We start from the raw sequence: 25,121 nt of genomic DNA, 5'->3' as shown, positions 1-25,121 counted from the left end.
GGAGCGCCCGATGTGCGACGACCTTACCGAACTCGAAAACCAAGGGTTCTATGAAAAGCAGATCACGCGGCGAGGTTTCAGTCTTCTCGCGGGCGGCGCGGCTATTTCGGTAGCTTTCGCCGGGTGTGTCCCCGGTGAACCGATGTCCGGCGTGACAGAATCCGATGTGATGATCCCGACTCCGGATGGAGAAGCCGATGCCTATTTCGTCCATCCCGCGCACGGGGCCACAGCGGCCGTCTTAATTTGGCCAGATATTGTCGGCTTACGGCCCGCCTTTAAAATGATGGCTAAGCGCCTAGCCAATGACGGTTATGCCGCGCTCGTCGTTAATCCCTATTACCGCCAAGTTCGCGGACCGTTGGTCAAGGTCGGACAGACATTTCGAGACCCTGGGGTACGGGCTAAAATTGTCCCTTACGCCCGGGCCTTGACCCGCGAGACCAACCGCACAGACGCGAGCGCCTTCATTGACTGGCTCGACGCGCAAAAGGCCGTGGATACCAGCCGAGGCATCGGCACGACGGGCTATTGCATGGGCGGACCGATGACGATGGTCACAGCCCACACCCGCGCAGACCGTATTCGTGCTGGGGCCAGTTTCCATGGCGGCGGCCTCGCGACAGAGGCGGCGGATAGTCCGCATACGCTGATCAAAGACATGAACGCTGACTATCTTATCGCGATTGCCGCCAATGATGATGAGCGCGATCCCGACAGCAAACAGGTTTTGCGCGACACCTTTGACGCGACCGACAATGCCGCCGAGATTGAGGTGTATGCCGGGACGCAGCACGGTTGGTGTCCGCCTGATTCTGCCGTCTATAACGAAGCGGCCGCCGATAAAGCGTGGGCGCGTATGTTGGCGTTGTTCTCAACCACCTTGAGCTAAAGCGCGCGTACGGCCTTGACCAAGCGCGCAAGGTCGTGCGCATTATTATAGGCGTGAACACTGGCCCGGATCATATCGGGTAAGGCGCGTTCTTGCATGTCAAGGCGCGCCGAACCCTGCGGGACGGTTGAAACATTGATGTTTTGTGCGCGCAGGGTTTGCTTGGCCGCCCCCACATAGACGCCCGACTTACTAAACGTCACAATGCCGGATTTCTGCACGCCCGGATCATGCACTGTGACTGTCGGTATCGCCGCGAGCTGAGTGCGTAAATCCGCCGCCAGTGTCTGCACGCGCGCGGCCATCGCGTCCAACCCAACGTCCAACGCATAGCGCACGGCGCGGGCCAGTCCGATCTGTCCGGCGACATTGCGTTCCCATGTTTCGAACCGCCGCGCCCCGTCTGCCAAACGATAACGATCAGGCGCCAACCACTCTGCGCCTTGCATATCAACCATGGCGGGTTCGAGCTGTTCCGCCAAATCCCGGCGCATATAAAGAAAGCCCGTGCCGCGCGGGCCGCGCAGAAATTTCCGCCCCGTCCCTGTTAGCGCGTCACAGCCGATTGCCTGCACATCCAGCGGCATTTGCCCGGCCGATTGGCACGCATCGAGCAGATAGAGCAAGCCGTGCGCCTTGGCGAACCGCCCGACCGCAGCAGCGGGTTGGATCAGGCCGGATTGCGACGGGCAATGGGTCAGTAGGATCAGCTTCGTGGAGTCGCGAACAAGACCGGGCAGCGCGTCCAGATCGATCTGTCCGTGCAGATCGCTCGGGACAAGATCAATTTCCAGCCCTTTGCGCTGCGCCAGTTGTAAGAGTGCTAGATAATTGGAAGAATAGGTCGAGCGGTGGACTAAAACCCGGTCGCCCGGTTCGAGCGGCAAAGCATAAAACACCGCGTCCCATGCTCTGGTAGCGCTTTCCATGAACGCGATCTCAAGCGGGTCGCAGTTGAGCATGGCGGCAAAGGCATCATAAAAATCCGCCATCGCAACCGCAGCTTCGTCCTGCGCTTCATACCCGCCCACCGCCTGCTCCCGCGCAAGATGCACTGTCATCGCCGTATAGACTGGCATCGGCATCAAAGACGCGCCAGCATTGTTGAAATGAGCGAGGTTAGCGCAAGCGGGCGTGTCGGCGCGGAGGGTTGAAAGGTCGAGGGTCATCTATCGATGTCGACAAACAACTGTGACAGTGCGGCAGCCGCGAAATAGGGAATTCCTACCGATAAGATCGATCCAAGGATCAATATGAGAAACGGCATCGATATCGCAAACATAACGCTCTCGTAGCTTATGGCCTGAGAGAATAATGAAACCAATCCGCTCCCCACGCCAAAAAATACGAGAGAGATTATGACTGTGAAAACGCCCGCGAAAACCATTCGACCCCGGCTTCTTGGCGGATGTTTCGGCCAGGTGATCAAGGCCGCTGGAAACGTGCCAATTGAATAGAGAAGCGTCATCCCCAGAACGTCCCATTCACCATTGGCCGGCGTTCCAGACAAAAATATGGCTATAATTATCGCAACGAATGAACCAGCAACTTGGGCAACGCTGGCGTAGACCAGCCGGGTTTTGTACTTATCCGGTAAAGTCCACCGCATCACAGACACTGGATACCAGCTAGTCCCGCTTAAGACACACTGCGGTCGCCTCGCCGCCACCAATACACAGGCTCGCCACGCCTGTTTTTAGATCGCGGCGTTCCAATTCACCAATGAGGGTCGCCATAATGCGCGCGCCGGAGGCCCCAATCGGATGGCCGAGCACGCAACCGCCACCGTTCACATTGACCTTCTCATGGGGGATGCCCATTTCCTGCATCGCTATCATCGGCACGACGGCGAAAGCTTCGTTGATTTCCCACAAATCGACGTCCTCGACATCCCACCCGGCGCGGTCCAGCGCTTTGCGCATGGCATAGACAGGGGCCGTGGTGAAGCGCGCTGATTCATGCGCGTGGGCTGCGTGAGAGACGATTTCAGCAAGGACTTTATGGCCGCCCGCTTCGGCTTGGCTGCGGCGCATCAGCACCATCGCGGCCGCACCGTCATTGATTGAACTGGCATTCGCAGCCGTCACAGTGCCGTCTTTTGTGAAGGCGGGACGCAGCGCCGGAATCTTCTCCGGGCGCGCATTGCCCGGACCTTCATCCGCGTCGACAATGACCTCACCCTTGCGGGTTTTGACGGTCACAGGCGTGAGTTCGCGGTCAAAACCGCCGCTCTCTTGCGCGGCTTTGGCGCGGCGCACTGACTCAATCGCGTAGGCATCTTGTTGCTCACGGGTGAATTGATATTCGGTCGCGATTTCGTCGGCAAATACGCCCATCGCGCCGCCCGCATAGGCATCGGTCAGCCCGTCATGCATCATGCTATCAATCACTTGCTGATTGCCCATACGCATCCCGGCGCGCGCCTTGGGTAGGAGGTAAGGCGCATTCGACATGGACTCCATGCCGCCCGCGACCGCGATATTGATGCTGCCTGCTTTAATGGCGTCATGCGCCATGATTGCCGCCTGCATTCCAGAGCCGCACATTTTATTGACGGTGGTGGCTTCGGTCGAAATGGGGAGGCCTGCGCCAATTGCCGCCTGACGCGCGGGGGCTTGGCCCAAACCGGCCGGCAATACGCAACCCATAATCGCTTGTTCCACCGAGTCTGCCTCGACGCCGGCTTCGCTCATCGCCGCTCGGATCGCTGTCGCGCCCAATTCAGGCGCCGTCACAGTCGACAGATTACCCATGAACGCGCCCATCGGCGTGCGGGCTATACCCACGATAACGACGGGGTCAGAAGGGGAAGAGTGAGTCATGGCAGTCTTTCTATTGGGACGCATTGATTTTAATGGTTTTTATTCAGGTTTTGAAGTCTCATCCACGGGTTTAACGGCCTCTTTTTCCGCTAAGCGGCGCTGGATCGATTTTAGCTTTATATCGCGCATTTCTTTTTCCGTGCGCCGACTGTGCCAAAATTTCAGCCCGAGAGCCGCGGCGAGAAAAAGAACAAGCCAACCCAGCATCGGCTTAAGTGCCGTCAGTCTCGGACGCTTGCTGTTTGCGGCGCGCGTCAGCTTTTATCTGCTCTAATTTGCGGCGCCGTTCGGCCCGTTCATCCTCAAATCGTTGTTTCTGACGACGGTTATAGACGAAGAGCGCCGCAACAACGGCGGCGAGAAGAACAACAAGAAGGATGGACGTCTGATCAGTCATGGAGAGTGTCTACTCAATTTAGCCAAATGAATATGTCAGCTTACCATTTGGGGTCTGGGCGCGCGGCGTCAATGATTTGTTGGACAATGATGGCAATATTTGAACCTGAAAGGCGTCCGAAAACCTGTCCGGGACAGGGACAGGTTCCTTAGGCCGTTTGGGTGATCCACCCCCCGCCAAGCGTGCGCTGCGCATCATCGCGGTCCGCATAGAACGCACAGGCTTGGCCCGGTGAAATTCCCATATCGGGTTGGGCCAGTTGAACACGGACCTGCCCGTCATCAATGTGCAGGGTCGCGGCTTCCGGCGGGCGCGTCGAGCGCACTTTAACCCGAATGGCCGTACCATTGGCCTCAGCCAGTGTGCCCGGTCCGATCCAATTGACATCGTTTAGATAAATTGTGTCACGCAACAAGGCGTCCCGCGGGCCGACAATGACTTGGCCTTTATCCGCATCGAGGCTGACAACGAAAAGTGGGTCCGTGCCCGTGTTTTCGCCCAGACCCAGCCCCCGCCTTTGGCCGACCGTGTAATACATCACACCGCGATGGCGTCCGAGAACGGTCCCGTTTTGATCCACAATATCGCCCGGTTGCGCCGCGTGCGGACGGATCTTTTCGATCACATCCGTATAGCGGCCTTCCGGCACAAAGCAGATATCTTGACTATCCGGCTTGGACGCCACGTTCAGGCCCATTTCGGTCGCCAAACGCCGGGTCTCATTCTTGTCCAAATGACCGAGCGGAAACCGTAGAAAATCAAGCTGCGCATGCGTCGTCGCAAACAGAAAATAGCTCTGATCTTTGCCGCCATCAAAGGCGCGGTGGAGTTCCGGCCCATCGGGGCCTTCAACGCGTTGGATATAATGACCCGTCGCCATACAGTCCGCGCCCAAATCCTTGGCCACATCCAAGAGATCGCGAAACTTCACGGTCTGATTACAGCGCACACACGGAATGGGCGTTGAGCCTTTGAGGTAGGTGTCGGCGAAATCCTCAATCACGGATTCGCGAAAGTTGGTTTCATAGTCGAGCACATAGTGCGGAAAGCCGACCATTTCTGAGACGCGGCGGGCGTCGTAAATGTCTTGCCCGGCGCAACAGGATTTGGCCGATTTGACCGCCGCGCCGTGATCATAAAGCTGCAGCGTCACACCGACAACATCATAGCCTTGGCGCGCTAGCAAAGCCGCGCAGACAGAGCTGTCCACGCCGCCGCTCATCGCCACGACAACGCGCGTTTCACCTTCCGGCTTGGCGAATCCAAGAGAATTCAGCGTATGTTCAGAAATAGTCTGGGTCATCTTATGTCGCATATAGGAAGCCGAGCGAGCCAAGTCGACGGTCCGAGTCAGGCCTGCGTGCCGACGATTTTTGTCAACAGAATCAAACCGCTACCGAAACAATCCACAGAGTGTTGCGCTGCTGTTAACCTTGATTATTGTCCATTAATAAAGGTAAACAACTGAAAACATTAGCTAAATTACGCGCCGCTTAAGGTGTCTTTAAGACCCAGTCGCTATCTCAAAACATAATGAAAACACGCGAGCTCTTTGGTGGAAGAGACTCGTCCTATGAGAAGAGAGACGCAGCCAATGAGCGAGCGGATGAAAAAACGGGAACATGTCGTGATCGGCCCGGAAGGGACGCCCTTGACATTGGCAGACTTGCCAAAGCCCGACACAGTGCGTTGGGTGATCCGACGCAAGGCCGAAGTCGTGGCCGCGGTTCGAGGCGGCTTATTGACGCTCGACGGAGCGTTGGACCGCTACGGTCTCTCGTCAGAAGAATTTATGAGCTGGCAGCGATCGATTGAGAGCTACGGCATTAGCGGACTGCGAACGACGCGGATTCAGCAATATCGCTAGTCTGCACCACACGATTAAAAACCCGGGCTTGTCCCGGGTTTTTTTATGGCGAGGCGTTATAGAAGAAGCGCGCGCGTCAGGGCGTCCAGCACCATACGTCCCCGGGGCGTCGCCCGGAGCCGATCCCCGTTGATCGACAACAGCCCCTCTTCTACCAGCGCAGGATCAATCGCGAGCGCCTGTCCTTGAATATCCGCCAATCGCGAGAGTGACAGCCCGTCCTCGATCCGCAGGCCCATCATCACATATTCTTCGGCCGCAGCCTCAGCGCTGAGCCTATCGCGATCTGTCAGCGCCGTTCCGTCTGTCTTAACGGCGCGAATATAGTCCGTCGGCCGAAGCGCCGTTTCCGTCGCTATCCGGCCCGCATCCGTCCACAGCCGCCCATGTGCGCCCGGACCGACCCCAACATAATCATACCCCCGCCAATAGGCGAGATTATGGCGCGACTCCGCGCCCGGTTTGGCGAAGTTTGACACTTCGTAATGGCGATAGCCCGCAGCCCGTAAACGAGCGCTGATCATCTCAAAGTCTTCTGCGCTCTGATCCTCGCTCACGGCCCTGCGGGTTCCGCGGGCCTCTGCCCGCGCGAAGGCCGTGCCGGTTTCAATTGTCAGCTGGTAAGTCGAGATATGCGCCACACCGAGATCCAGCAATATATCCAAATCTTCGGACAGACGTGCCTCCCGTTCGCCCGCGACGCCGAAAATTAAGTCGGCTGACACAGAGGCGAAATTATCCACGGCGTGGGAAAGCGCATGGCGGGCAGACGCGCCGTCATGGTCCCGACCCAGGCGCGTCAGAACCGCATCATCAAAACTTTGCACCCCCAGCGACAAGCGCGTGAGGCCGGCTGCGCGCCAAGCGGCAATCCGCGCCTCTGTCACATCATTGGGGTTCGCCTCTAGCGCAATCTCGGCGCCCTCTGTCGTCCAGAGCGACCTGACAGCCTCCGTGAGGGTTGTGAGTTGCGCGCCTGTGAGCAGCGACGGCGTCCCTCCGCCAAAATGGATTGAGCTGACCTCACGCGCGCCGCTCCAATCCCGCCAATAAGCAAGATCAGCCACCATCGCCGCGACCAGCTGCTCACCTTCATCGGCGCGCTTGTCCAAATGCACATTGAAATCGCAATAAGGGCAAATGGCCGCGCAATAGGGCCAGTGCAAATAGACCGCGAGCGGGTCGGCGTTAAGTCTCTGAACCATCGGACGGACCGTGAGGGAATTGATCCGCGAGAAACTTGGCAAAGGCATCCGCCCGGTGACTTTTGTCGTGCTTCGCTTGTGGGTCGATTTCCGCGAAGGTCAACCCATCGCCCGTCATAACAAAGATCGGATCATAGCCAAAGCCACGGTCGCCACGCGGCGGCCAGACGATATTGCCCTTGCAGTCCCCTTCGTAAACCGTGCTGCTGCCATCGGGAAAGGCCAAGCAAAGCGCGCAAACAAAGCGCGCGCTGCGGTCTTCGCTATCGCCCAATTCGCGCTGCACCCGTTCCATGGCGCGCATGAAATCGCGGTTTCCGTCCACGTCCTCGGCCCAACGCGCGGCGTAAATGCCCGGCTGTCCGTCCAAAGCGGTGATATCAATGCCACTATCATCGGACAAAGCGGGATGGCCGGACGCGGTGGCCGCAGCGACTGCTTTTAGCCGGGCATTGCCCGCGTATGTCGTTTCCGTCTCGTCCGGCTCAGGCAGATCAAGCTCCGCCGCACTAATCGCTGTCAAACCAAACGGGGCGAGAAGCGCTCGGATTTCACGGACTTTGCCTTCATTATGAGAGGCAACAACGAGGGTTTGACCCGACATCAGGCGATGGGACGGAGGGGTCTGCGGGCGGGTATCATTCATGCGATCCGCATACGGGGGGGAGCAGTCTGGCGCAACGGCGGCTTGCTTACGCGATATTATCGTTTATCAACTCCTATATGGCTCAAAGCCCACACATAAGCGCGTCACCCACTGGCAAGCCTGTTACCAGCAGCCTGATTCTGCTGTTGCGAGTCGTGCAAGCGCTGATGTTGATTGGCCTTATTGTTCTGGCCGTTGCGGCGATTGCGTTCCTCTTCGACACCCCTTTGCGCATTTGGTTGCTGAGCAATTCTGAGCCGACCAATATGCCAAGCATGGGCCGCCTCGCCTTTGCGTGTGCGACAGGCGCGATCACTGCGGCGGCATGGCTCGCCGTGCTGTCGATCTTGATCAGCGTGATCCGCACGGTGCAATTAGGCGACCCCTTTGTCGAAGCCAACATTATCCGCCTTAGGGCCATGTGGATGCTCATCGCGGCGACTGAAGTCTTCCGCATCGTCGTGCATTCCGTCGCCAATATTTCTGTCGGAGCGCTCGGCGTCGCGCCAGCGGAGACAGGCATGGATATCCGAATCGGCACATGGTTCTTAGTGTTGGTCATCGCGGCACTGAGCGAAGCTTTCCGCCAAGGCGCGGAAATGCGCGCCGAGCAGGAACTCACGATTTAGTGGCTATTCAAGTCAATCTCGACCGCGTGCTGCTTGATCGCAAGATGAGCTTAACGGAATTGGCCGACCGCGTCGGTATCACGCTCGCCAACCTGTCAATTTTGAAAACAGGTAAAGCCCGCGCTGTGCGGTTCTCAACGCTGGATGCGCTCTGTCGCGAGCTGGATTGTCAGCCGGCAGATATATTGGAATATGTCGCGGACGAGTAAACGGGTCGGCGTCGTCGCAATGTTCGGTCCATAATCAACACGAACTTGCCGTCGTGAACGCCTTTGAACGGGGCGAAAAACGCCCCGCCCATTCATCGGTTATTTTAACGCCGCTTTTTGCATCTCGCAAAGCTCGGCAATTCCTTTACGCGCCAACCGCGTCAGCTCATCCATTTGCTCACCGGAAAACGGCTCTTCTTCCGCTGTGGCTTGCACCTCAATGATCCCGCCATTGGCCGTCAGCACAAAGTTCGCATCGGCTTGAGCCGCTGAATCTTCCGTATACTCGAGATCAAGGCGGCAAGTGCCATCAACGATGCCGCAGCTGACCGCGGCCATGGGCGACGTGATTGGGTTTGTTTTAATCAGGCCTTTTTCGACCAAGGTGGCGCACGCCATGGACAGCGCAACCCACGCGCCCGTGATCGACGCGGTGCGGGTGCCGCCATCAGCTTGCATCACATCGCAATCAACCACGATCTGGCGTTCGCCGAGCGCTTCAAGATCGGTCACAGCGCGCAATGAGCGGCCAATCAAGCGTTGAATTTCAACCGTCCGGCCGCCTTGTTTCCCGCGCGCGGCTTCACGATTATTCCGTGTGTGGGTCGAGCGAGGCAGCATGCCATATTCCGCCGTGACCCAGCCCTTGCCTTTGCCTTTCATCCAACGCGGCACATTCTCATCCACACTGGCCGTGACCAGCACGTGGGTGTGACCAAACTTAATCAGGCACGATCCTTCCGCATAGCGCGAGACGCCTGTTTCTATGGTTGTGGACCGAAGTTGGTCGAGGGCTCTGTTTTCGGGGCGCATGGCAAATTTCCTAATGGCGGGCTTTTTAAATGTCGGAGGCGGGCTTTGTGACGTTGCGCGGTGAAACGCAAGGCTTGCGCCCCTTGCGACTTTGCTATCCACAGCCCAAATAGCCTATTCTATGCCTGTGCCCGCCATATTTCCGCTGAGTGATCTCGACGCGCGCGCACGCGATATTTTCGGCGCTGTGGTTTCGGCCTATCTGGACACAGGTCTGCCCGTGGGATCCAAAGCGTTGGCCCTGTCCGGCACGGCCTTATCCCCCGCCTCGATCCGGTCCGTCATGGCGGATTTGACCCAGATGGGCCTGTTGCAATCCCCCCATATTAGTGCCGGACGGCAACCGACACACGTCGGGTTGCGCCTCTATATCGATGGTTTGCTGGAAATTGGGGATGTGTCCCAAGACGAACGGAGACGCCTCGAGGCACAGATTGCCGCGTCCGGGCACGAACCGGATCAGATTTTTAACGAAGCTTCGACTCTGCTGGCGGGATTAGCGGGCGGCGCGGGCCTTGTTCTGGCGCCTGAACCTGTGAGCCGCTCCGCCTTGTCGCATGTCGAATTTGTCGGACTGGATGATGGTCGAACCCTTGTCGTTATGGTGCATGAGGATGGCCGCGTTGAAAACCGCCTGATGCCGCGACCAGAGGGGGTTCTGTCCGCGAGCCTTGAACGGGCGGGCAATTTCCTTTCCGCCCGCCTGCGGGGGCGACAGCTATCGGAGGCGCGCGCGGACATTTTGACCGAGATTGAGCAGGGTCGCGCCGCGATTGACATCGCGGCCGCTACGCTCATCAAGCAAGGCCTCGCCAATTGGTCGGATGAACCTGCAAAAGATCGTAAATTGATCGTCCGAGGACAGGCGCGACTCCTTGACAATTTGGACGCTCAAACCGACTTGGAGCGCATCAGACATTTGTTCGAGGACTTGGAGCGCAAGGAGGACTTAATCTCCTTGCTGGACCAGACAGAACATGCGGACGGTGTGAGGATTTTCATCGGGACGGAGAACCCCATGTTCTCTCTTTCGAGTTCCAGTGTTGTCATCGCGCCTTACCGCGATCAGGCTGGGACATTATTAGGCGCCCTCGGGGTGATCGGGCCGACACGGCTCAATTATGGTCGCGTCATCCCAATGGTTGATTTGACGGCGAAGCTAGTCGGCGAAACGCTGACGCGGCGAAGATAGAAATGAAAGACGAGAGAATAATGGCCGATAATACTGACAATGGTAATGGTGACATGGACGAATGGGATGCGCTGCAAGCGCAGATCGAAGGCGAGAGCACAGGCCAGTCCGGACGCGCGGATGCCCCACGCGGCAATCCTAGCCCTGCCGATTTAAAAGCCACCGCCGATGCATTCTTGAAAAAGCATAAGAACGACGTTCTCTCCGATGATGAGGACGACATGCCCTTCCCTGAATCCGAGATGGACGCTGACGAAGCGGGCATGAACGACGCCGGCGCGGCGAAGATTCAAGAGCTGGAAATGCAAATCGCGACGATGAAAGATCAAGCGCTGCGGACGATGGCCGAAGCCGATAATATTCGTAAACGCGCCGAACGCGATGTGCAGAAAGCCAAAGTTTACGGGGTTGAAAAATTCGCCACCGATGTGCTGTCTGTTTATGACAATCTCTCGCGCGCTTTGCAGACGCTTGATGGCCAAGCCAAAGAAGAGCTTGGCGATAATGCGCGCCATTTGGTCGAAGGTATTGAGCTGACAGAAAAAGACCTGACCTCGGCGCTACTCCGCCACCAGATCAAACCCGTTGCGGGCTTAGGATCAAAATTTGATCCAAACGTGCATCAAGCCGTAGCCAATATCCCGCACCCCGAGATCGAAAAAGGCCATGTCGCCGCCGTCATGCAACAGGGTTTCACCATCGGCGACCGCACGCTACGCGCCGCCATGGTCGCCGTGAGCACGGGTCCGGCAGGGTAATTTGTCTCGCGGCAGCTTGGGTTAGAGAGGACCTTCCTTCATCACCGAGCTTGACTCGGTGATCCATCTCCGACCCTTTGCGTAAATGATGCGAGGTTACGTCTACATCCTTTGCAATCGCAAGAATGGCGCGCTCTACATAGGTTTCACCAAATCGCTGTATGAGCGTGTTCAGGAACATAAAAACAAGGCTAACCCTAACAGCCACACGGCCCAATATGATATTGACCGCCTCGTTTATTTCGAAACTTACGATTTGATCCGGGAAGCCTTGCGGCGTGAGAAACAGTTGAAAGACTGGAATCGGTCTTGGAAAATTGCTCTTATCGAAAAAGACAATCCTGAGTGGCAGGAGATCACTCTGGATTGGCGTGATCTGTCTTAACGTGAGCTTCGGAGATGGATCACCGAATCTAGTTCGGTGATGGAGGCGATTTAGAGGCTAGGAACAATCCTAGACGTCATTCAAAGCTCTCCCTTCATGACTGAGCTTGACTCAGTAATCCATCTCCCGCTCTATCAGTCGACATCATTTTTAAGAGATACCCGCCATCCCTGAACTCCCCGAAGTTGAAACGGTCCGCCGGGGCCTTGCGCCCGTCCTTGAAGGCCGCGTGATTACCCATGTACAGCTCAATCGCCCGAACTTGCGCTTTCCGTTTGCGCCGGATTTTGCCGCGCGCATCGAAGGGCAGCGCATTGAGAAGCTCAGTCGCCGCGCCAAATTCCTGCAAGCGGACCTGACCTCCGGCGAGCGACTATTCATGCATCTCGGCATGAGTGGACGCTTCATTCTCGGCGGCGCGTCACTGGGTGAGTTCACCCACGCCCACGACGCCAATCCCAAACACCACCACGTTATTTTCATGACGGAAGACGATAACACCGTTACCTATAACGATCCACGCCGCTTTGGTTTTATGGAGCTGGTCGGCTTTGGCGAACCCTACCGCTTGGACGACCTCGGCCCTGAGCCGCTCTCGAACCATTTTAGCGCCCCCGACCTGCGCGCGCGGCTCAAAGGCAAGAAAAGTCCGATTAAAATCGCGTTGCTGGACCAGAAGATCGTCGCCGGACTTGGCAACATCTATGTCTGCGAAGCGCTGTTTCGGGCCGGGATCAGCCCTGCACGCGGCGCGGGCCGCCTCACCGTCGCCGAGACAGAGACCCTCGTTCGTCATATCAAAGAGGTCCTCGTTGAGGCCATCGCAGCGGGCGGTTCGTCCTTACGTGATCACCGCCAAGCCGACGGCGCGCTCGGCTATTTCCAAAAAACTTTCGCCGTCTATGGTCGCGAGGGCGAGACCTGTGTCACCTGCGACGCCCCAATCCTGCGCAAAGTGCAGGGCGGACGGAGCACATTTTACTGTCGAGCCTGTCAGCGGTAGGGAGGGGAATGAAAGATTATCGCCACCTGCTTTGTATTGTGTTGATTGCTCTGTTCGCCCTGTCCGTTTACCTTAGAAATCCCAGATGGCCGGGCGGCTCACTTGAGGGGCAACCCCTGTTCCTTATTCCTTGCGCTCTGATTACTCTTATAGGTTTCTTGTGGCCGACACCTGTGCTTCCCACCCAGATTGGAAAGTATGTCGGATTCATCCGCAGATTATTCGCACTTGGAATTGATGGATGGTTCCTATTTAGCGTGATAATGGTCACGGTTATGCCAACCGCATACATTTGTGAGTGGGCAGCCACCGGACAGTGGCAATGGGCTTGGGACAGAGAAGAAAAATTTCGGGACATAATTCCCCTCCTTGTTAATTACGCTTGGTTCGCGTTCGCTTTCTTCTACTACACACGTCGCGTACGTGAGGCTCGCCCAACCTTGGGCCAATTTACGATGGGGTTTCGAATTGTACCCGCACCAGACGGCCCCCCCAATTATGCCCGACGTTTTCGTTATGGCGCCTTTGGACTTTGCCTGTATCCACTGACTATTCTTCTCGCCCTTCGTAAACGCGAACGCAAAAGGGGAGTATTTGACTGGGACGCTGTCTCCAACACTCGCGCCGTCTCGACGCGCGCGCCATAACCCGCTAAGCGCCGCGCCAACGAACATGTGTCGTCCAAACGACATGACACACGACAAGAGAGACTCCCTATGGCTTACGAGCTAATTGATCTGGACCGAGACGGGCGCGTTGCGACCGTGACGCTCAACCGTCCCAAGGCGCTGAATGCGCTCAACGCGCCAATGATGGCCGAACTCGCGCGGGCGCTGTCCGAGCTGGAAGCCGACGACGGCATTGGCTGTGTCATCCTGACGGGCAATGAAAAAGCTTTCGCTGCGGGCGCAGACATCAAAGAAATGGTCGACGATCAATTTCTCGACATTTACAAAAACGACCGTTTTGAAGCCAATCATTGTGCGGTCGAGCGGTTCCGCAAGCCGATTATCGCGGCTGTGTCTGGCTATGCGCTGGGCGGCGGGTGTGAGATTGCCATGATGTGCGATTTCATCATTGCGTCCGAGACGGCGAAATTCGGCCAGCCTGAGATTAACCTCGGCGTTATTCCTGGCATTGGCGGCACACAGCGCCTCACCCGCGCCGTGGGCAAGGCCAAAGCAATGGATCTGTGCCTAACAGGCCGGATGATGGACGCGGCAGAAGCCGAACGCGCCGGCCTCGTCGCGCGTGTCGTCGCGGTTGACGACCTGATGGACACAGCACGCGACGCCGCCGTCAAAATCGCCGGCCACAGCCAACCGATCAACATGATTCTCAAAGAAGTGGTGGACGCCGGGTTTGAACTCTCCTTGCGCGAAGGAATCCGCTTTGAACGCCGCATGTTCCAGTCCCTTTTCACCACAGAAGACCAAAAAGAAGGCATGACGGCCTTTATCGAGAAGCGAAAACCGCATTTTAAACACCGCTAAGCGCAAGAAAACGCAAATGAGGGCGCAAGGTCTGTCAGTCTAAGTTGACAGCGCGGCCTACAGCTTCTATTTCGCGCTCCGAATGATGGCCTGCCTTTCACGGCGGGCCTCTCCTTATTTGAACACTGATGAAAGACTATCATGGCGAACACGTCATCCGCGAAAAAGAACGTCCGCAAAATGGAACGCAAGACGGCGGTCAATATGGCCCGTCGTTCACGCGTCCGTACCTTCCTGCGCCGTGTCGAAGATGCTCTGGCATCAGGTGACAAGGCTGTTGCGACGGCGGCCCTCCAAGCGGCGGAACCGGAATTGATGCGCGCGGTGTCCCGCGGCGTTTATCACAAGAACACGGCATCGCGGAAAATCTCCCGCCTGTCGAAACGTTGTAAGGCGCTTGCATAATCTGCTCACGCAGCTTTCGCGCCTCACACACACAAAATATTTAGCCGGGCGGCAGCGCCCGGCTTTTTTGTGCGAAAATTTTCGGTGTTAACGGCCCGATTCTGCTTCCCCCCACGACTTACGGTCGTTTTAAGAACGCTGGCGCGGGGACGGCTGACAAAGTTTTCCGTTTTATGAAAGATTTCTGACAGCTAGAATATTGCGATTCTTCGCTTTTTCAGAGTCAACTTTTCTTTGTGGCTAAAACGCATGATTCTGCCATTGACGATGGGCGAAGGAGTCGTGTTTAACAGAGCTCGGGAGTGGCGGTCAGGGACGACAGCTTACGGAGCCTTTAATGCGCGGTGGGGCATCGCGACGAAGGTTCCCCTTTGAAAATTGTTATATTCCAAGAACTTACCCTGTAAGTTCGCTGGTTTCGTTTGGAGCGACGTCAATGGGTACTGTAAGTAATCCGGTAAAATCCCCATCAGGCATCATGACTGAGACGGTTCCGGACCTTTATACTGGCGAGCCGCCAATTCAGAGTGCTCATAATACATGGAAAGCCGTGGATGAGGATCTGGCGCGTGCGTTGGGCCGCAATGTTCACCGTGCGTGGACCGGACAGCTTTTCATTCAAACGGCTGATGCCCACACCGTTACCCTGTCTGCGCCGTCCAGCTTTGTCGCGTCCAAGATCAACAGCCATTATATCGACACCATTCGCCGCCTGTGGGAAAAACACGACCGTGTTGACCCGCCGCGCAATGTCCGCGTCGTCTCCGGGCCGTCCAAAGCGTCCCGCCGCTCAGCCGCAGCCGACAGCACCCGACCGAGCCTTGTCGGGGTTCCGGGCAGCCGCAGTAGCAGTAGCCCGCGCCCCTCTTTACAAACGCCTGTGTCAGAACTGGCCCGCAAGCGCTTCACGCTCGAAAACTTCGTTATTGGCGCGTCCAATGAGCTCGCCGTGGCCGTTGCGCGCCAAATCATCGGCAATCGTGTGCCGCAATATAATCCGATTGTGCTGCACGGCGCGAACGGCATTGGCAAAACCCATATCCTGCACGCGATTGAAGCCGAAATTACTGAGCGCGATGCCGATCGCCGCGTCAAATTCGTCTCGGCGGAAGATTTCGTCGCTCAGTTCGTCGCCAGTGTGCGCGGTTCTGGCCGCGACGGGATGAGCGCGTTCAAAGCCGGCCTGCGCGATGTAGACCTGCTCATCATCGACGATGTGCATTTCATTGCCGACAAAAGCGCCAGCCAAGAAGAACTCCTGCACACGATCATCAGCCTCGTTGGCGCGGGACGTCAGATCCTGATTGCCTCTGACCGTCACCCCGACACGATTGAAAAAGCGTCGGATCGCCTCAAGAGCTACATGTCGTCCGGTCTCGTCTGCAAAATCGGGGCGGCGGATTACGAACTGCGCTTGCGCATTCTCGACCGCCTGATCACGCGCCGCCGTGAACAGGGCCATGCCGGCCTTGCCATTCCGCAGCCCGCCCGCGACCACTTGGCGGCACGCATGAATGTGACGCCGCGCGACCTCGAAGGCGCCTTTAATCAGATCGTGGCGCAGTCCGAATTTCTCGGCACACCGATCACGTTGGAAACCGTGCAGGAAACACTGTCCGATAGTCGTTACATGACGGGCCAGCGCCTGACCGTGGACCGTATCCAGCGCTCCGTCTGTGAAGCGTTCTCGATCAGCCTGACCGATATGAGCAGCAAACGCCGTGCGCGCGCCGTCGCGCGGCCCCGCCAAGTCGCCATGTATCTGTCCAAGAAACTGACCAAACGGTCCCTGCCGGATATTGGCAGACGCTTTGGCGGACGCGACCACACCACCGTCATGCACGCCGTCAAACGCATCACCCAGTTGCGCGGCGACGACGCCACGTTCGACGCGCAAATCCGCGCGGTGGAAGACGGTCTGAAGAGCTAAGGACTTAGCGTCCTTTTGATAACTTAGCCGGATGGCTAAGCAAAAAATAAGCCACCGAATGTAACCATTCGGTGGCTCTTTATTATGAGGATTGGGGACTGACGGGTGAATTTACCCGGCGACGTCAGCCCGCTCAACGTCAAGTCGCTCGACGTCAATTTTCAGGTCGCCCCCCTTGTCGACTTCGCCTTTGATCGACACTGTCATCTGCGGAGTCACTTGCTGCCCCCGGAAGTCGTCGTCATCAATTTCGATCATGATGTCGCTGAACCGTCACGGAACATATAGGTTTCGTCTTTGACCTTGTTCACAATGTGACTGGTTAATTCGACATAGGTATCATCATAGGCGTTTTTAGCATCGGCCACAGTCGTGATGCTTTCGCTTACGCCCGGTCCGGTGAATTGTGCCTGCGCAGAAAGCGGGGCGATGCTTGTCGCCATGCCGAGAACAGCCATCGATGCTAGAATGTGTTTGGTCATGAACACCTCTCTAAAATATGTCTGTTCAGGCCTCGCGAATTACAAAGCCTAACCCTGCAACGAAGGCTGCACGTCGATCCGGACCCATCAAAAAAATCAGAATGCCACCTCACCCTCACCGCTTTGGCGCTCAAAGAGGGTTTTATTAGAAGGCTGCCGCACCGGAAACGTCTGGCGGCCAAACCTTTTGTAGCCGCAACAAAAAAGCGCGCCAAAGGGCGCGCTTTTGTAATTTTGAACTGTTTATCGGAATTATTCGATAAGGGCTTTACGACGTTTGAGCCGATTGCATCAGACGGGTTTTTCCTAGCCAGTCCGCACTATCAACCGCATCGGCAAGCACTCTGGCCACATCGCCGCGCGCCGCTTTGGCTTGGGGGTCAACTTTGTCACCGAGCACAATATCGCCTGACCCGCCATCATCAGTCAGGGCGACGGGACGCAGGATCGCATAAGGTAGCCCCGATGCTTTTAAATGTTCATCAGCATCATGCTTCGCCTTTAGATAGGTTGCCAGTTCGCCCTCTGGGTTAGGGTTATCAGCCCCGACACTGCTGAGCATGACAAACCGCGAGACGGGCGTCTTTGCGGCCAAGTCGACAAGACGCATAGCCCCATCGCGGTCAATTTTATCCGTCATATCCGACCCCGTATCGCCGCCAGACCCGGCGGCAAAAACCACAGCATCGCAGCCATCACAGATATCATCGCGGAGATCGGCAAGATCACCAATACGCTGCTCAACCTGTGGCGGCAGCTGGCTCGTGTCAGAGCTGTCCCTGACCAACGCGACCGGATCGTGACCGCGCTGGACAAGATCATGCATGAGGCGTGTTCCAGTGTTTCCGGTGGCGCCTGCGACAAGAATTTTCATAATAATCTCCAATTTAAAATTTATAGGTTTAATTTTTTCAGTCTTTGCCTCAGCGATGCGGCGCCAAGGGTCCGGCCAATCTGATGACACGGGAAAAATCGAGACCCAGAATTTCAATCCTTAGAGTCTCCTCAAAAGAGACTGAATGAACTCAGACGGGCCTTTGGGGCGTCGGGGCTGTGACACCCTCGGCTCGGTATCAGGGTCTGGCGTATATCAAGGTCTATAGACCGCCTTGATATTGACGAATTCCATCATGCCAAAGCCGCCGTGTTCGCGTCCAAACCCGGAATTCTTGACCCCGCCAAACGGCATATTGGGGTCGGCGGCGCCAAAGGAATTTATACGGATCATTCCCGTGTCAAAGTGATCGCGCGCCAATTTGACCGCTTTCTCTTCATCCCGGCTAAAGATACCGCCCCCCAGTCCGGAGCGGCTGTCGTTAGCAATGCGCATGGCGTCGGCATCATCGGTCGCTTTAATGATGGCTGCGACGGGGCCAAAGATTTCATCATCATAGGCGGGCGTGCCCGGCTGGCAATTTGCCAGCACGGTTGCGGGATAGTATTGCCCCACACGGTCTGGGGCTGTGCCGCCACACAACAGCGCCGCACCGCCATCAAGACTCTCCTTGACCTGTTCGCAAATCGTCTCGAATTGTTCGACGCTCGAAAGCGGGCCCAGCTGTGTGTCGTCATCTGTCGGATCGCCGAGACGGATAGCTTTCATCTGCGCGACAAAGGCTTCGGTAAACGCGTCGTAAACGGCCTCGGTCACAACAAACCGTTTGGCCGACACGCAGGTTTCGCCGTTGTTATAAAGACGGCCTTGGACACAGGTCTCAACCGCCAAGTCAATATCGGCGTCCTCCAGCACCATATAGGCATCGTTAGATCCCAATTCGAGAACGGATTTTTTCAGGTTCTTCGTCGCCATTTGGCCGATGTGTCGACCGGCCTTATCGCTCCCCGTCATCGTGACACCGCGAATGAGTTTATGCTCAATAATCGCATCCGATGTCTCGTGATCAACGATCACGACATCGAACAGACCTTTCGGGAGCCCGGCTTTGACGCAGACATCCCGCAACATCAGGCCACTGCCCGTGCAGAGCGAGGCATGTTTTAAGATGACACCGTTCCCGGCCATCAAATTCGCCGCAAGAACACGCACGGGCTGATAAACTGGGAAATTCCACGGTTGGATGCTATAGATCACGCCGATCGGACAATAGGCGACGATCCCGCTTTTCTCACCGCCGCTAGGGTTCGTTCTTCATCTGCCAACAGGTCAGGACCGTGGTCCGCCGAGTATTCAAAGAGTTGCGCACATAGCTCAACTTCAGTGTACCCATCGCGCAACAGCTTGCCAGTTTCTTCGGTCATCAGGCTGGCAAACGCATCGGCGTTATCGCGTAAGCCCTGCGCAATCTTGCGCAAATACGGCGCGCGTTCCACAGGGCTTTTCCCGCGCCAATCCAAAAACGCCGCCTGACACCGCTCGACTTTATCGAACGCCTGGTCGGAGCTCATCACGTCATAGCTTGCGATCTTGGTATCCGTCGCGGGATTGATGGTGGTGATTTGCGTCATATATGGGGCCTCTTGTCTGACGAAATGTTCGTTGATTTTTCTGAACGCCGAACTTTTCGTGAGTTTCAGCCGAAAAGAAAAATGCCTGCGACACATCATCGGTGGGGTGGATCGTGATGGTAACGAAACGGTCCAAAGTCCGAGAATGTTCCGATCAAAGCTCACCCCTAGCGACGCAGGGAAATGCAAACGAGGGACTAAAGCTTCATAAGGCGCACGCCCCGCAGGGTTATTGCCTAAGCGCTCTCATTTGGTCTTTGCTCCCTTTTGGTCTTTAATGGCCCTGCATGGCCCGCTATGACGGGACTATGTTGCGCTTTATCCTGATCCTCATTGCCGCTCTGGCCCTTTCCGCCTGCTCGATGGAGGCGATGAGCGAGAAGCGGGTTCCGGCCGATGTGCGGGCGGAGGTGAATGCGCAGATTGACCAGCTGATCGCGGGCGAGACGCAGTTTATCTATGACGCTTTCCCGGACGACCGCGACAATCCTGAGCTACGCGCGCAAGTCGAGCGCATGTCCGCCAATGTGCCCGACGGTGCAGAGCTGTCCCGCGATGTGGTCGGCGTGATCGGCTCGACCGAGCAAGCCTATTCCGACACACAAGGCGCGATCCGCCGCGGCACGTATAACCTCGCCTATGAGCTACGCTTCGAGGACGGCTACCTGCTCGTGCAAACCGCGCATACGTTCGACGACGCCGGAAAATGTTGCGCCCTCCGCGCCATCAACGCCACCCGGTCCGAGGCCTCACCCATGCGCGACGACCAAGTCGGTCGCGCCAAATTGTTTAAATTTCTTGGGATATTTTTCCTGATTAGCTCGCTGGCGACTGTTGTGGTCCTCTTGATCCGGATTGGTGGACGCAAAGCGCGGAAGACACAGATGGGTGGGCGGTAGGGCCTCAGCTCCGATAAAACTTCCGTAAAAGTCCGAGTCGCCAAAGCCACTCGCCTCTTCAAACGATTACCGCGCCTTCACGCCGCCCCCCATCTCTACTTTTAAGAACGATATGCCCCCTCACGCCTGAGGACGTGAGGGGTAGGGATTTATCATAGGTTGTGTCGTCGTGGACATGATCGCGTCTCTGATTTTCAATCCGGAGATAGACAATTGCGCTGCGCAGAACCGCCCATGCCGCTTTGGAAATACTCGTTTCGGTGGATAAAATGGCTCAGGTAGCTGTGCAGCCATTTTAATTCAGAGATTACCTCTTGTTCCTCGCAATCGTCCAAACACCCATTGGGTCGATACGGGTTCCATTTTGGTGCGTTTCGATATGTACGTGAGGCCCTGTGCTTTTACCACTACTGCCGACTGTGGCGATCTGGGTCCCTTTTGTGACGGTCTGTCCCGACGATACGGTGAACCCGTCCAGATGAGCGAAGACGGTTAAGACACCGCCTTCCGTTTGTAGAACAACGACATTTCCATAAGCGGGTTTTCCATCATAGACATCGGTTGCCGCCACAATCACCCCATTCGCAGGCGCATAGATGGGGGTTCCGGTTGGGGCGGCAATATCAACGCCAAAGTGGTTGCGTGTCGCACCGTCTTTGAACGGATCCGCTACAGGGCCAAAGCGAGACGTCAATCGGCCTGTCACTATGGCGCTGAATGCCGGGCTGATAGCCGCAGGAAGTTTTGCAGGTGGACCTTCAGCGACCCTGATAGGTTGGGGCGACTTATTGTTTGCACGAGCGGTTGCGGAAACACTCATCATTCCGACGACAGACAGTGTCGACGCCACAAGGGCCAGCCCGACTTTATCGCGGCGCCTCTTGAAAGCAGGGCGAGTTCCCTTCATGATATGAATAATTCTCATTTTTTCGTTCCTTATACGGTGGGTTGAGAAGGAGGCGGCCGGGTATTGCCGTACCCGGCCCGCCATTATGTGAATCGCCTGTAGAAGTGTGTCCGCATAGGTTTTCCGCATTCTTGGATCACGATTAGCCGTCACGGCCATGTCGCATTGAATTTCTGTGCTTTGGCTCCAGCGCCCGAACATCCAGTGCGCAAAGGGCGAAACCCAACAGACACACAAGATGATGCGCAGAATAAGCCCGAATTCATCGTCACGACGGGCGATATGCGTCCGCTCATGGATCAGAATATCTGACAGGCTATCGCGGCTCATTTGACGCGAGTAAGCCTCTGGAATGACAATTCGAGAATGTTTGGGCTGCCCAAATGGGGTCCAAGCAAAGGGCGATCCGGTGAGTGAGGTCAGAAGAACATCATCTTCGCACCACGCACCGAGAGGCTCGGCCACCGAGATAAGGCGATGAATCCGATACCGTCCCCGCAATAACGTCACGATATTCAAGGACGCGCCGATAAAGTAGAGGGTGACAAGGAGTTTATTCGCGTTCGCCAACGTCAAAAGACTGTCGTTTTTAACCGCCGTTAGCTCAGTGCCGGCGATCAGTCCTAACGACTGCAAGGGCTCATGCAGTGACAAGATTTCGAAAGCCGGCGTTGGCACCCACTCCGGCATCATCAAGAGCAACAGGCCTGATAGGGGAATAAGCAAGCTGAGCGACAAACAGGTCGCCCAGAATAACGGCCATTGTTCAGCGCGCTCATCAAATTGGAGGAACAGTTTCGCACAAATGAAGAGAATTCCGCTGACACAAAATACGGCCACTAAAAAGGTGAGGGGAAGTGTCATCTACCCGTTCTTTTTTTGCTGATCGTCAGCCGCGTTTAAAACCGCTTCTAATTCGGCGAGTTCATCGCCCGACAATAGCTGACTTTTAACGAGGTTAGAGACAGGAAGCGGGCCATCGAGGCCCAAAACATCGGCAGCAAAGCTTTGAATCAAGCCCGCAAGCGTTGGGATTTTTTTGGCCTGCGCCCGATAAATATTGAGACCATGTTCGTCCCGAACATTCAACAAACCTTTATCCACCATCCGCTCAACAGTCTTGCGAGACGATGACCGCGACCAACCGAGATCGATTTTGATCGCATTGTGAATTTCTCCGATGCTCTGAGAGCCGGATTTCCAGAGGTGCTTTAGTATAAATAATTCAGACGCTAAGGGTTTCATGTCACCTTATGGTGACACATGTCACCATAAGTCAATCCCCTACCCATAACTCCACCCCGCAGCCCAAACCGCTTGCGCCCAGCCCCCCTCGGCCTTACCTCGCGAGCACTATGAGCACTGACACAACACCCAAGCCCCCGACCGACCAAAGCAAGATCCGCAACTTCTCCATTGTGGCGCATATTGATCATGGGAAGAGCACGCTGGCCGACCGTTTGATCGCGCATTGCGGCGGGCTGACAGACCGCGAAATGTCCGAGCAAGTGCTCGATAATATGGACATTGAAAAAGAGCGCGGCATCACGATTAAAGCCCAGACGGTGCGCCTCGATTACACAGCCAAGGACGGCACGGATTATATCCTCAACCTGATGGACACGCCGGGCCACGTCGATTTCGCTTATGAAGTGTCGCGCTCGCTCTCGGCCTGCGAAGGCTCGATTTTGGTCGTCGATGCGAGCCAAGGCGTCGAAGCGCAAACGCTCGCCAATGTTTATCAGGCCATCGACCATGACCACGAGATCGTCACGGTGCTCAATAAAATCGACCTGCCCGCCGCCGATCCCCTGCGCGTCAAAGCCCAGATCGAAGACGTCATCGGCCTCGACACGTCAGACGCGGTCGAATGTTCGGCCAAGAACGGCATCGGCATTGAAGACGTGTTAGAGGCCATCGCCTTGCGCCTGCCGCCGCCGCCCGAAGCCGACCCGAAAGCCCCGCTCAAAGCGATGCTCGTCGATGCCTGGTATGACACCTATATGGGCGTGATCGTGCTGTTCCGCGTGATCGAAGGCACGATCACCAAGGGCATGCGCATCCGCACCATGAATACGGGCGCGAGCTATACGGTCGATAAAGTCGGCGTGTTCAAACCCAAGCCGACCGACGTCAAATCCATCGGCCCCGGCGAGATCGGGTTCTTCACAGGATCCATCAAAGAAGTCGCGGACGCGGCGGTCGGCGATACGATTACAGAGGATAAACGCCCAACCGAAAAAGCGCTGCAAGGCTTTAAACCCGCACAGCCCGTCGTGTTCTGCGGTATTTTCCCGGTCGACGCGGCTGATTTCGAAGATCTTCGCAACGCGATGGGCCGCCTGCGCCTCAATGACGCGAGTTTCAGCTACGAGATGGAAACCTCGGCCGCGCTTGGCTTTGGCTTCCGTTGCGGCTTCCTCGGCTTGCTCCACCTCGAAATCATTCAAGAGCGGCTGGAGCGCGAGTTCGACCTCGACCTCATCACCACCGCCCCGTCGGTCGTCTATACGCTGGTCATGCGCAAGGGCGACCCGATCCAATTGCACAACCCCGCCGACATGCCCGACGTGATGGCGATTGAACATATTGAAGAGCCGTGGATCAAAGCCACCATCATGACGCCGGATGAATATCTCGGCGGCATCCTCAAGCTCTGCCAAGACCGCCGCGGCGTCCAAACCGCGCTGACCTATGTCGGTTCACGCGCGATGGTGGAATATGAATTGCCGCTCAACGAAGTCGTGTTCGATTTCTATGACCGGCTGAAATCCGTGTCCAAAGGTTACGCCTCCTTCGATTACCAAGCCATCGGTGTGCGCGAAGGCGACCTCGTGAAAATGACCATCCTCGTCAACGGTGAACCCGTCGACGCGCTGTCCATGCTGGTGCACCGCAACAATGCCGAAAACCGGGGTCGCCATATGTGCGAACGGCTCAAAGACCTGATCCCGCGCCACCTGTTCAAAATCCCCGTCCAAGCGGCCATCGGCGGCAAAGTCATCGCCCGCGAAACCATCGCCGCGATGCGCAAGGACGTGACCGCGAAATGTTATGGGGGTGATGCGTCGCGGAAGCGGAAGCTGTTGGATAAGCAGAAAAAAGGGAAGAAGCGGATGCGCCAGTTTGGGCGCGTGGAAATCCCGCAAGAAGCATTTATTGCGGCGCTTAAGATGGACGGCGATTAGTTCGCCTTTGGCGGAATTTTGTGTCCGAGAGACACAAAATCAGTCGTCGCCGGGAGCGTAAGCGCAACGGATTGGCCCGGAGGGGCAGCCGACTAAGGTCCAGATAATTTAAAGCGGGAACTGACAAGAACGTTAAAGGTATTGCTTCTAAAACAATGATACGTTACAAAGTATCATGTCTAAAGATCAAAAACCAAAAGTCGTTTTAATTCGCGAAAGCGTCAACCCAACCATCAGTGCAAAGCCTAGCGAAAGTTCAGGTAATTGCCAAAACTCAGCATCTCCAACGACCTCACAAGGTCAGAGCGGGTCCGAGTCTAGTGGCGGGCAATCTAGTTCAGGGTCAGACAAACCTACTAAGTAGGCGTCCTCCAACACAGCTCTATACCTTCAATCGTCGTCGATGGGTAATAACTAAGTTTAAAAGCTCTGATGTGCCCCTAGCTTTATAGACACCTTGCTACTTCATTTTGCTGTCATCTCAAATTCGACGGGTGACAACATCCCGTTGTTAGCATGCCTGCGTTTCGGAT

The 25,121-nt window shown here is 56.3% G+C and carries 24 protein-coding genes and 2 pseudogenes; 14 read left to right on the top strand and 12 right to left on the bottom strand.

Annotated elements, in window-relative coordinates; translation table 11 throughout:
• Positions 1-10 precede the first annotated feature (10 nt).
• Positions 11-892 carry a dienelactone hydrolase family protein gene (locus IE105_RS09325; RefSeq protein ID WP_189497763.1) on the top strand — a complete coding sequence of 294 codons (882 nt, stop codon included), beginning with the start codon at positions 11-13 and terminating at the stop codon, positions 890-892.
• On the opposite strand, the gene IE105_RS09320 is transcribed toward IE105_RS09325, so the two are convergent.
• The 4 genes from IE105_RS09320 to mnmA all read right to left on the bottom strand — a co-directional run bounded on the left by IE105_RS09320 (position 889) and on the right by mnmA (position 5,402).
• The gene (locus IE105_RS09320; protein ID WP_189497761.1) at positions 889-2,061 is read right to left on the bottom strand and encodes an aminotransferase class V-fold PLP-dependent enzyme; all 1,173 of its coding nucleotides are present in this window, start codon (positions 2,059-2,061) and stop codon (positions 889-891) included. The two genes, IE105_RS09325 and IE105_RS09320, sit on opposite strands and share 4 nt — an antisense overlap.
• A 459-nt stretch (positions 2,062-2,520) precedes the next feature.
• The gene (locus IE105_RS09315; protein ID WP_189497760.1) at positions 2,521-3,714 is read right to left on the bottom strand and encodes a thiolase family protein; all 1,194 of its coding nucleotides are present in this window, start codon (positions 3,712-3,714) and stop codon (positions 2,521-2,523) included.
• Between the two features lie 211 nt (positions 3,715-3,925).
• Entirely contained in the window at positions 3,926-4,111 is a 186-nt protein-coding gene (locus IE105_RS09310; protein ID WP_189497758.1) for a hypothetical protein, read from the bottom strand.
• Between the two features lie 148 nt (positions 4,112-4,259).
• A complete protein-coding gene (gene mnmA / locus IE105_RS09305; protein WP_189498055.1) occupies positions 4,260-5,402 on the bottom strand; it encodes a tRNA 2-thiouridine(34) synthase MnmA in 1,143 nt (380 codons plus the stop codon).
• Positions 5,403-5,705: 303 nt separating this feature from the next.
• Between mnmA and sciP the strand changes: the two genes are divergently transcribed.
• Positions 5,706-5,978, top strand: coding sequence for a CtrA inhibitor SciP (gene sciP, locus IE105_RS09300; RefSeq protein WP_189498053.1), 273 nt, complete (start codon positions 5,706-5,708; stop codon positions 5,976-5,978).
• A gap of 56 nt (positions 5,979-6,034) precedes the next feature.
• On the opposite strand, the gene hemW is transcribed toward sciP, so the two are convergent.
• Both hemW and rdgB read right to left on the bottom strand, forming a co-directional pair.
• Positions 6,035-7,183 carry a radical SAM family heme chaperone HemW gene (gene hemW, locus IE105_RS09295; RefSeq protein WP_189497756.1) on the bottom strand — a complete coding sequence of 383 codons (1,149 nt, stop codon included), beginning with the start codon at positions 7,181-7,183 and terminating at the stop codon, positions 6,035-6,037.
• Positions 7,167-7,829 (bottom strand): RdgB/HAM1 family non-canonical purine NTP pyrophosphatase, encoded by a 663-nt coding sequence (gene rdgB, locus IE105_RS09290; protein WP_189497754.1) that lies wholly within the window; start codon positions 7,827-7,829, stop codon positions 7,167-7,169. The genes hemW and rdgB overlap by 17 nt, the downstream gene beginning before the upstream one ends.
• Positions 7,830-7,906: 77 nt before the next feature.
• Between rdgB and IE105_RS09285 the strand changes: the two genes are divergently transcribed.
• Together IE105_RS09285 and IE105_RS09280 are read left to right on the top strand one after the other, a co-directional pair.
• On the top strand, positions 7,907-8,458 hold the full coding sequence (locus IE105_RS09285) for a DUF2975 domain-containing protein (RefSeq protein ID WP_189497752.1): 552 nt from the start codon (positions 7,907-7,909) through the stop codon (positions 8,456-8,458).
• Positions 8,458-8,667 carry a helix-turn-helix domain-containing protein gene (locus tag IE105_RS09280; RefSeq protein WP_189497750.1) on the top strand — a complete coding sequence of 70 codons (210 nt, stop codon included), beginning with the start codon at positions 8,458-8,460 and terminating at the stop codon, positions 8,665-8,667. Before IE105_RS09285 ends, IE105_RS09280 begins: the two co-directional genes overlap by 1 nt.
• 99 nt (positions 8,668-8,766) lie before the next feature.
• Here the strand turns inward: IE105_RS09280 and rph are convergent, their stop codons facing one another.
• Positions 8,767-9,480, bottom strand: coding sequence for a ribonuclease PH (rph, locus tag IE105_RS09275; protein WP_189497748.1), 714 nt, complete (start codon positions 9,478-9,480; stop codon positions 8,767-8,769).
• A 121-nt stretch (positions 9,481-9,601) separates the two neighbouring features.
• Here rph and hrcA point away from each other — a divergent pair, with 121 nt between their 5' ends.
• From hrcA to dnaA, 8 genes are all read left to right on the top strand, one after another.
• Positions 9,602-10,672 carry a heat-inducible transcriptional repressor HrcA gene (gene hrcA / locus IE105_RS09270; RefSeq protein WP_189497746.1) on the top strand — a complete coding sequence of 357 codons (1,071 nt, stop codon included), beginning with the start codon at positions 9,602-9,604 and terminating at the stop codon, positions 10,670-10,672.
• Between the two features lie 20 nt (positions 10,673-10,692).
• Complete coding sequence (gene grpE / locus IE105_RS09265) at positions 10,693-11,430, top strand: nucleotide exchange factor GrpE (RefSeq protein ID WP_233354083.1); 738 nt, start codon at positions 10,693-10,695, stop codon at positions 11,428-11,430.
• 85 nt (positions 11,431-11,515) lie between these two features.
• The gene (locus IE105_RS09260) at positions 11,516-11,815 is read left to right on the top strand and encodes a GIY-YIG nuclease family protein (RefSeq protein WP_233354082.1); all 300 of its coding nucleotides are present in this window, start codon (positions 11,516-11,518) and stop codon (positions 11,813-11,815) included.
• Between the two features lie 166 nt (positions 11,816-11,981).
• The gene (gene mutM / locus IE105_RS09255) at positions 11,982-12,818 is read left to right on the top strand and encodes a bifunctional DNA-formamidopyrimidine glycosylase/DNA-(apurinic or apyrimidinic site) lyase (RefSeq protein WP_189498047.1); all 837 of its coding nucleotides are present in this window, start codon (positions 11,982-11,984) and stop codon (positions 12,816-12,818) included.
• Between the two features lie 8 nt (positions 12,819-12,826).
• Positions 12,827-13,465 (top strand): RDD family protein, encoded by a 639-nt coding sequence (locus IE105_RS15670; protein ID WP_189497745.1) that lies wholly within the window; start codon positions 12,827-12,829, stop codon positions 13,463-13,465.
• A 69-nt stretch (positions 13,466-13,534) separates the two neighbouring features.
• A complete protein-coding gene (locus IE105_RS09245) occupies positions 13,535-14,311 on the top strand; it encodes an enoyl-CoA hydratase (protein WP_189497743.1) in 777 nt (258 codons plus the stop codon).
• A 141-nt stretch (positions 14,312-14,452) separates the two neighbouring features.
• Positions 14,453-14,716 (top strand): 30S ribosomal protein S20, encoded by a 264-nt coding sequence (gene rpsT, locus IE105_RS09240; protein WP_189497741.1) that lies wholly within the window; start codon positions 14,453-14,455, stop codon positions 14,714-14,716.
• Positions 14,717-15,152: 436 nt separating this feature from the next.
• Positions 15,153-16,646 carry a chromosomal replication initiator protein DnaA gene (dnaA, locus tag IE105_RS09235; RefSeq protein ID WP_189497739.1) on the top strand — a complete coding sequence of 498 codons (1,494 nt, stop codon included), beginning with the start codon at positions 15,153-15,155 and terminating at the stop codon, positions 16,644-16,646.
• 111 nt (positions 16,647-16,757) lie between these two features.
• Here the strand turns inward: dnaA and IE105_RS09230 are convergent.
• From IE105_RS09230 to IE105_RS09220, 3 genes and pseudogenes are all read right to left on the bottom strand, one after another.
• Positions 16,758-17,089: pseudogene (locus tag IE105_RS09230) on the bottom strand (YgiW/YdeI family stress tolerance OB fold protein).
• 307 nt (positions 17,090-17,396) lie between these two features.
• Entirely contained in the window at positions 17,397-18,002 is a 606-nt protein-coding gene (locus IE105_RS09225; protein ID WP_189497737.1) for an SDR family oxidoreductase, read from the bottom strand.
• A 216-nt stretch (positions 18,003-18,218) separates the two neighbouring features.
• A pseudogene (locus IE105_RS09220) lies at positions 18,219-19,594 on the bottom strand (NAD-dependent succinate-semialdehyde dehydrogenase).
• Between the two features lie 287 nt (positions 19,595-19,881).
• Between IE105_RS09220 and IE105_RS09215 the strand changes: the two are divergent.
• Positions 19,882-20,493 carry a hypothetical protein gene (locus tag IE105_RS09215; protein ID WP_189497735.1) on the top strand — a complete coding sequence of 204 codons (612 nt, stop codon included), beginning with the start codon at positions 19,882-19,884 and terminating at the stop codon, positions 20,491-20,493.
• Between the two features lie 307 nt (positions 20,494-20,800).
• Here the strand turns inward: IE105_RS09215 and IE105_RS09210 are convergent, their stop codons facing one another.
• Both IE105_RS09210 and IE105_RS09205 read right to left on the bottom strand, forming a co-directional pair.
• The gene (locus tag IE105_RS09210; RefSeq protein ID WP_189497733.1) at positions 20,801-22,264 is read right to left on the bottom strand and encodes a M23/M56 family metallopeptidase; all 1,464 of its coding nucleotides are present in this window, start codon (positions 22,262-22,264) and stop codon (positions 20,801-20,803) included.
• On the bottom strand, positions 22,265-22,645 hold the full coding sequence (locus tag IE105_RS09205) for a BlaI/MecI/CopY family transcriptional regulator (RefSeq protein ID WP_189497731.1): 381 nt from the start codon (positions 22,643-22,645) through the stop codon (positions 22,265-22,267).
• A gap of 110 nt (positions 22,646-22,755) precedes the next feature.
• On the opposite strand from IE105_RS09205, the gene lepA reads away from it, so the two are divergent.
• On the top strand, positions 22,756-24,588 hold the full coding sequence (lepA, locus tag IE105_RS09200; RefSeq protein WP_189497729.1) for a translation elongation factor 4: 1,833 nt from the start codon (positions 22,756-22,758) through the stop codon (positions 24,586-24,588).
• Positions 24,589-25,121: the final 533 nt, after the last annotated feature.

The organism is Algimonas arctica, from assembly GCF_014652695.1.
GTDB lineage: Bacteria > Pseudomonadota > Alphaproteobacteria > Caulobacterales > Maricaulaceae > Litorimonas > Litorimonas arctica.
This window is presented reverse-complemented; position numbering and strand designations above follow the sequence as displayed.

Coding starts and splice junctions, on each gene's coding strand:
- IE105_RS09325 (WP_189497763.1), top strand. CDS start 11: ATGTGCGACGACCTTACCGAACTCGAAAACCAAGGGTTCTATGAAAAG.
- IE105_RS09320 (WP_189497761.1), bottom strand. CDS start 2,061: ATGACCCTCGACCTTTCAACCCTCCGCGCCGACACGCCCGCTTGCGCT.
- IE105_RS09315 (WP_189497760.1), bottom strand. CDS start 3,714: ATGACTCACTCTTCCCCTTCTGACCCCGTCGTTATCGTGGGTATAGCC.
- IE105_RS09310 (WP_189497758.1), bottom strand. CDS start 4,111: ATGACTGATCAGACGTCCATCCTTCTTGTTGTTCTTCTCGCCGCCGTT.
- sciP (WP_189498053.1), top strand. CDS start 5,706: ATGAGCGAGCGGATGAAAAAACGGGAACATGTCGTGATCGGCCCGGAA.
- hemW (WP_189497756.1), bottom strand. CDS start 7,183: ATGGTTCAGAGACTTAACGCCGACCCGCTCGCGGTCTATTTGCACTGG.
- rdgB (WP_189497754.1), bottom strand. CDS start 7,829: ATGAATGATACCCGCCCGCAGACCCCTCCGTCCCATCGCCTGATGTCG.
- IE105_RS09285 (WP_189497752.1), top strand. CDS start 7,907: ATGGCTCAAAGCCCACACATAAGCGCGTCACCCACTGGCAAGCCTGTT.
- rph (WP_189497748.1), bottom strand. CDS start 9,480: ATGCGCCCCGAAAACAGAGCCCTCGACCAACTTCGGTCCACAACCATA.
- hrcA (WP_189497746.1), top strand. CDS start 9,602: ATGCCTGTGCCCGCCATATTTCCGCTGAGTGATCTCGACGCGCGCGCA.
- grpE (WP_233354083.1), top strand. CDS start 10,693: ATGGCCGATAATACTGACAATGGTAATGGTGACATGGACGAATGGGAT.
- IE105_RS09260 (WP_233354082.1), top strand. CDS start 11,516: ATGATGCGAGGTTACGTCTACATCCTTTGCAATCGCAAGAATGGCGCG.
- IE105_RS15670 (WP_189497745.1), top strand. CDS start 12,827: ATGAAAGATTATCGCCACCTGCTTTGTATTGTGTTGATTGCTCTGTTC.
- IE105_RS09245 (WP_189497743.1), top strand. CDS start 13,535: ATGGCTTACGAGCTAATTGATCTGGACCGAGACGGGCGCGTTGCGACC.
- rpsT (WP_189497741.1), top strand. CDS start 14,453: ATGGCGAACACGTCATCCGCGAAAAAGAACGTCCGCAAAATGGAACGC.
- dnaA (WP_189497739.1), top strand. CDS start 15,153: ATGGGTACTGTAAGTAATCCGGTAAAATCCCCATCAGGCATCATGACT.
- IE105_RS09225 (WP_189497737.1), bottom strand. CDS start 18,002: ATGAAAATTCTTGTCGCAGGCGCCACCGGAAACACTGGAACACGCCTC.
- IE105_RS09215 (WP_189497735.1), top strand. CDS start 19,882: ATGGCCCGCTATGACGGGACTATGTTGCGCTTTATCCTGATCCTCATT.
- IE105_RS09210 (WP_189497733.1), bottom strand. CDS start 22,264: ATGACACTTCCCCTCACCTTTTTAGTGGCCGTATTTTGTGTCAGCGGA.
- IE105_RS09205 (WP_189497731.1), bottom strand. CDS start 22,645: ATGAAACCCTTAGCGTCTGAATTATTTATACTAAAGCACCTCTGGAAA.
- lepA (WP_189497729.1), top strand. CDS start 22,756: ATGAGCACTGACACAACACCCAAGCCCCCGACCGACCAAAGCAAGATC.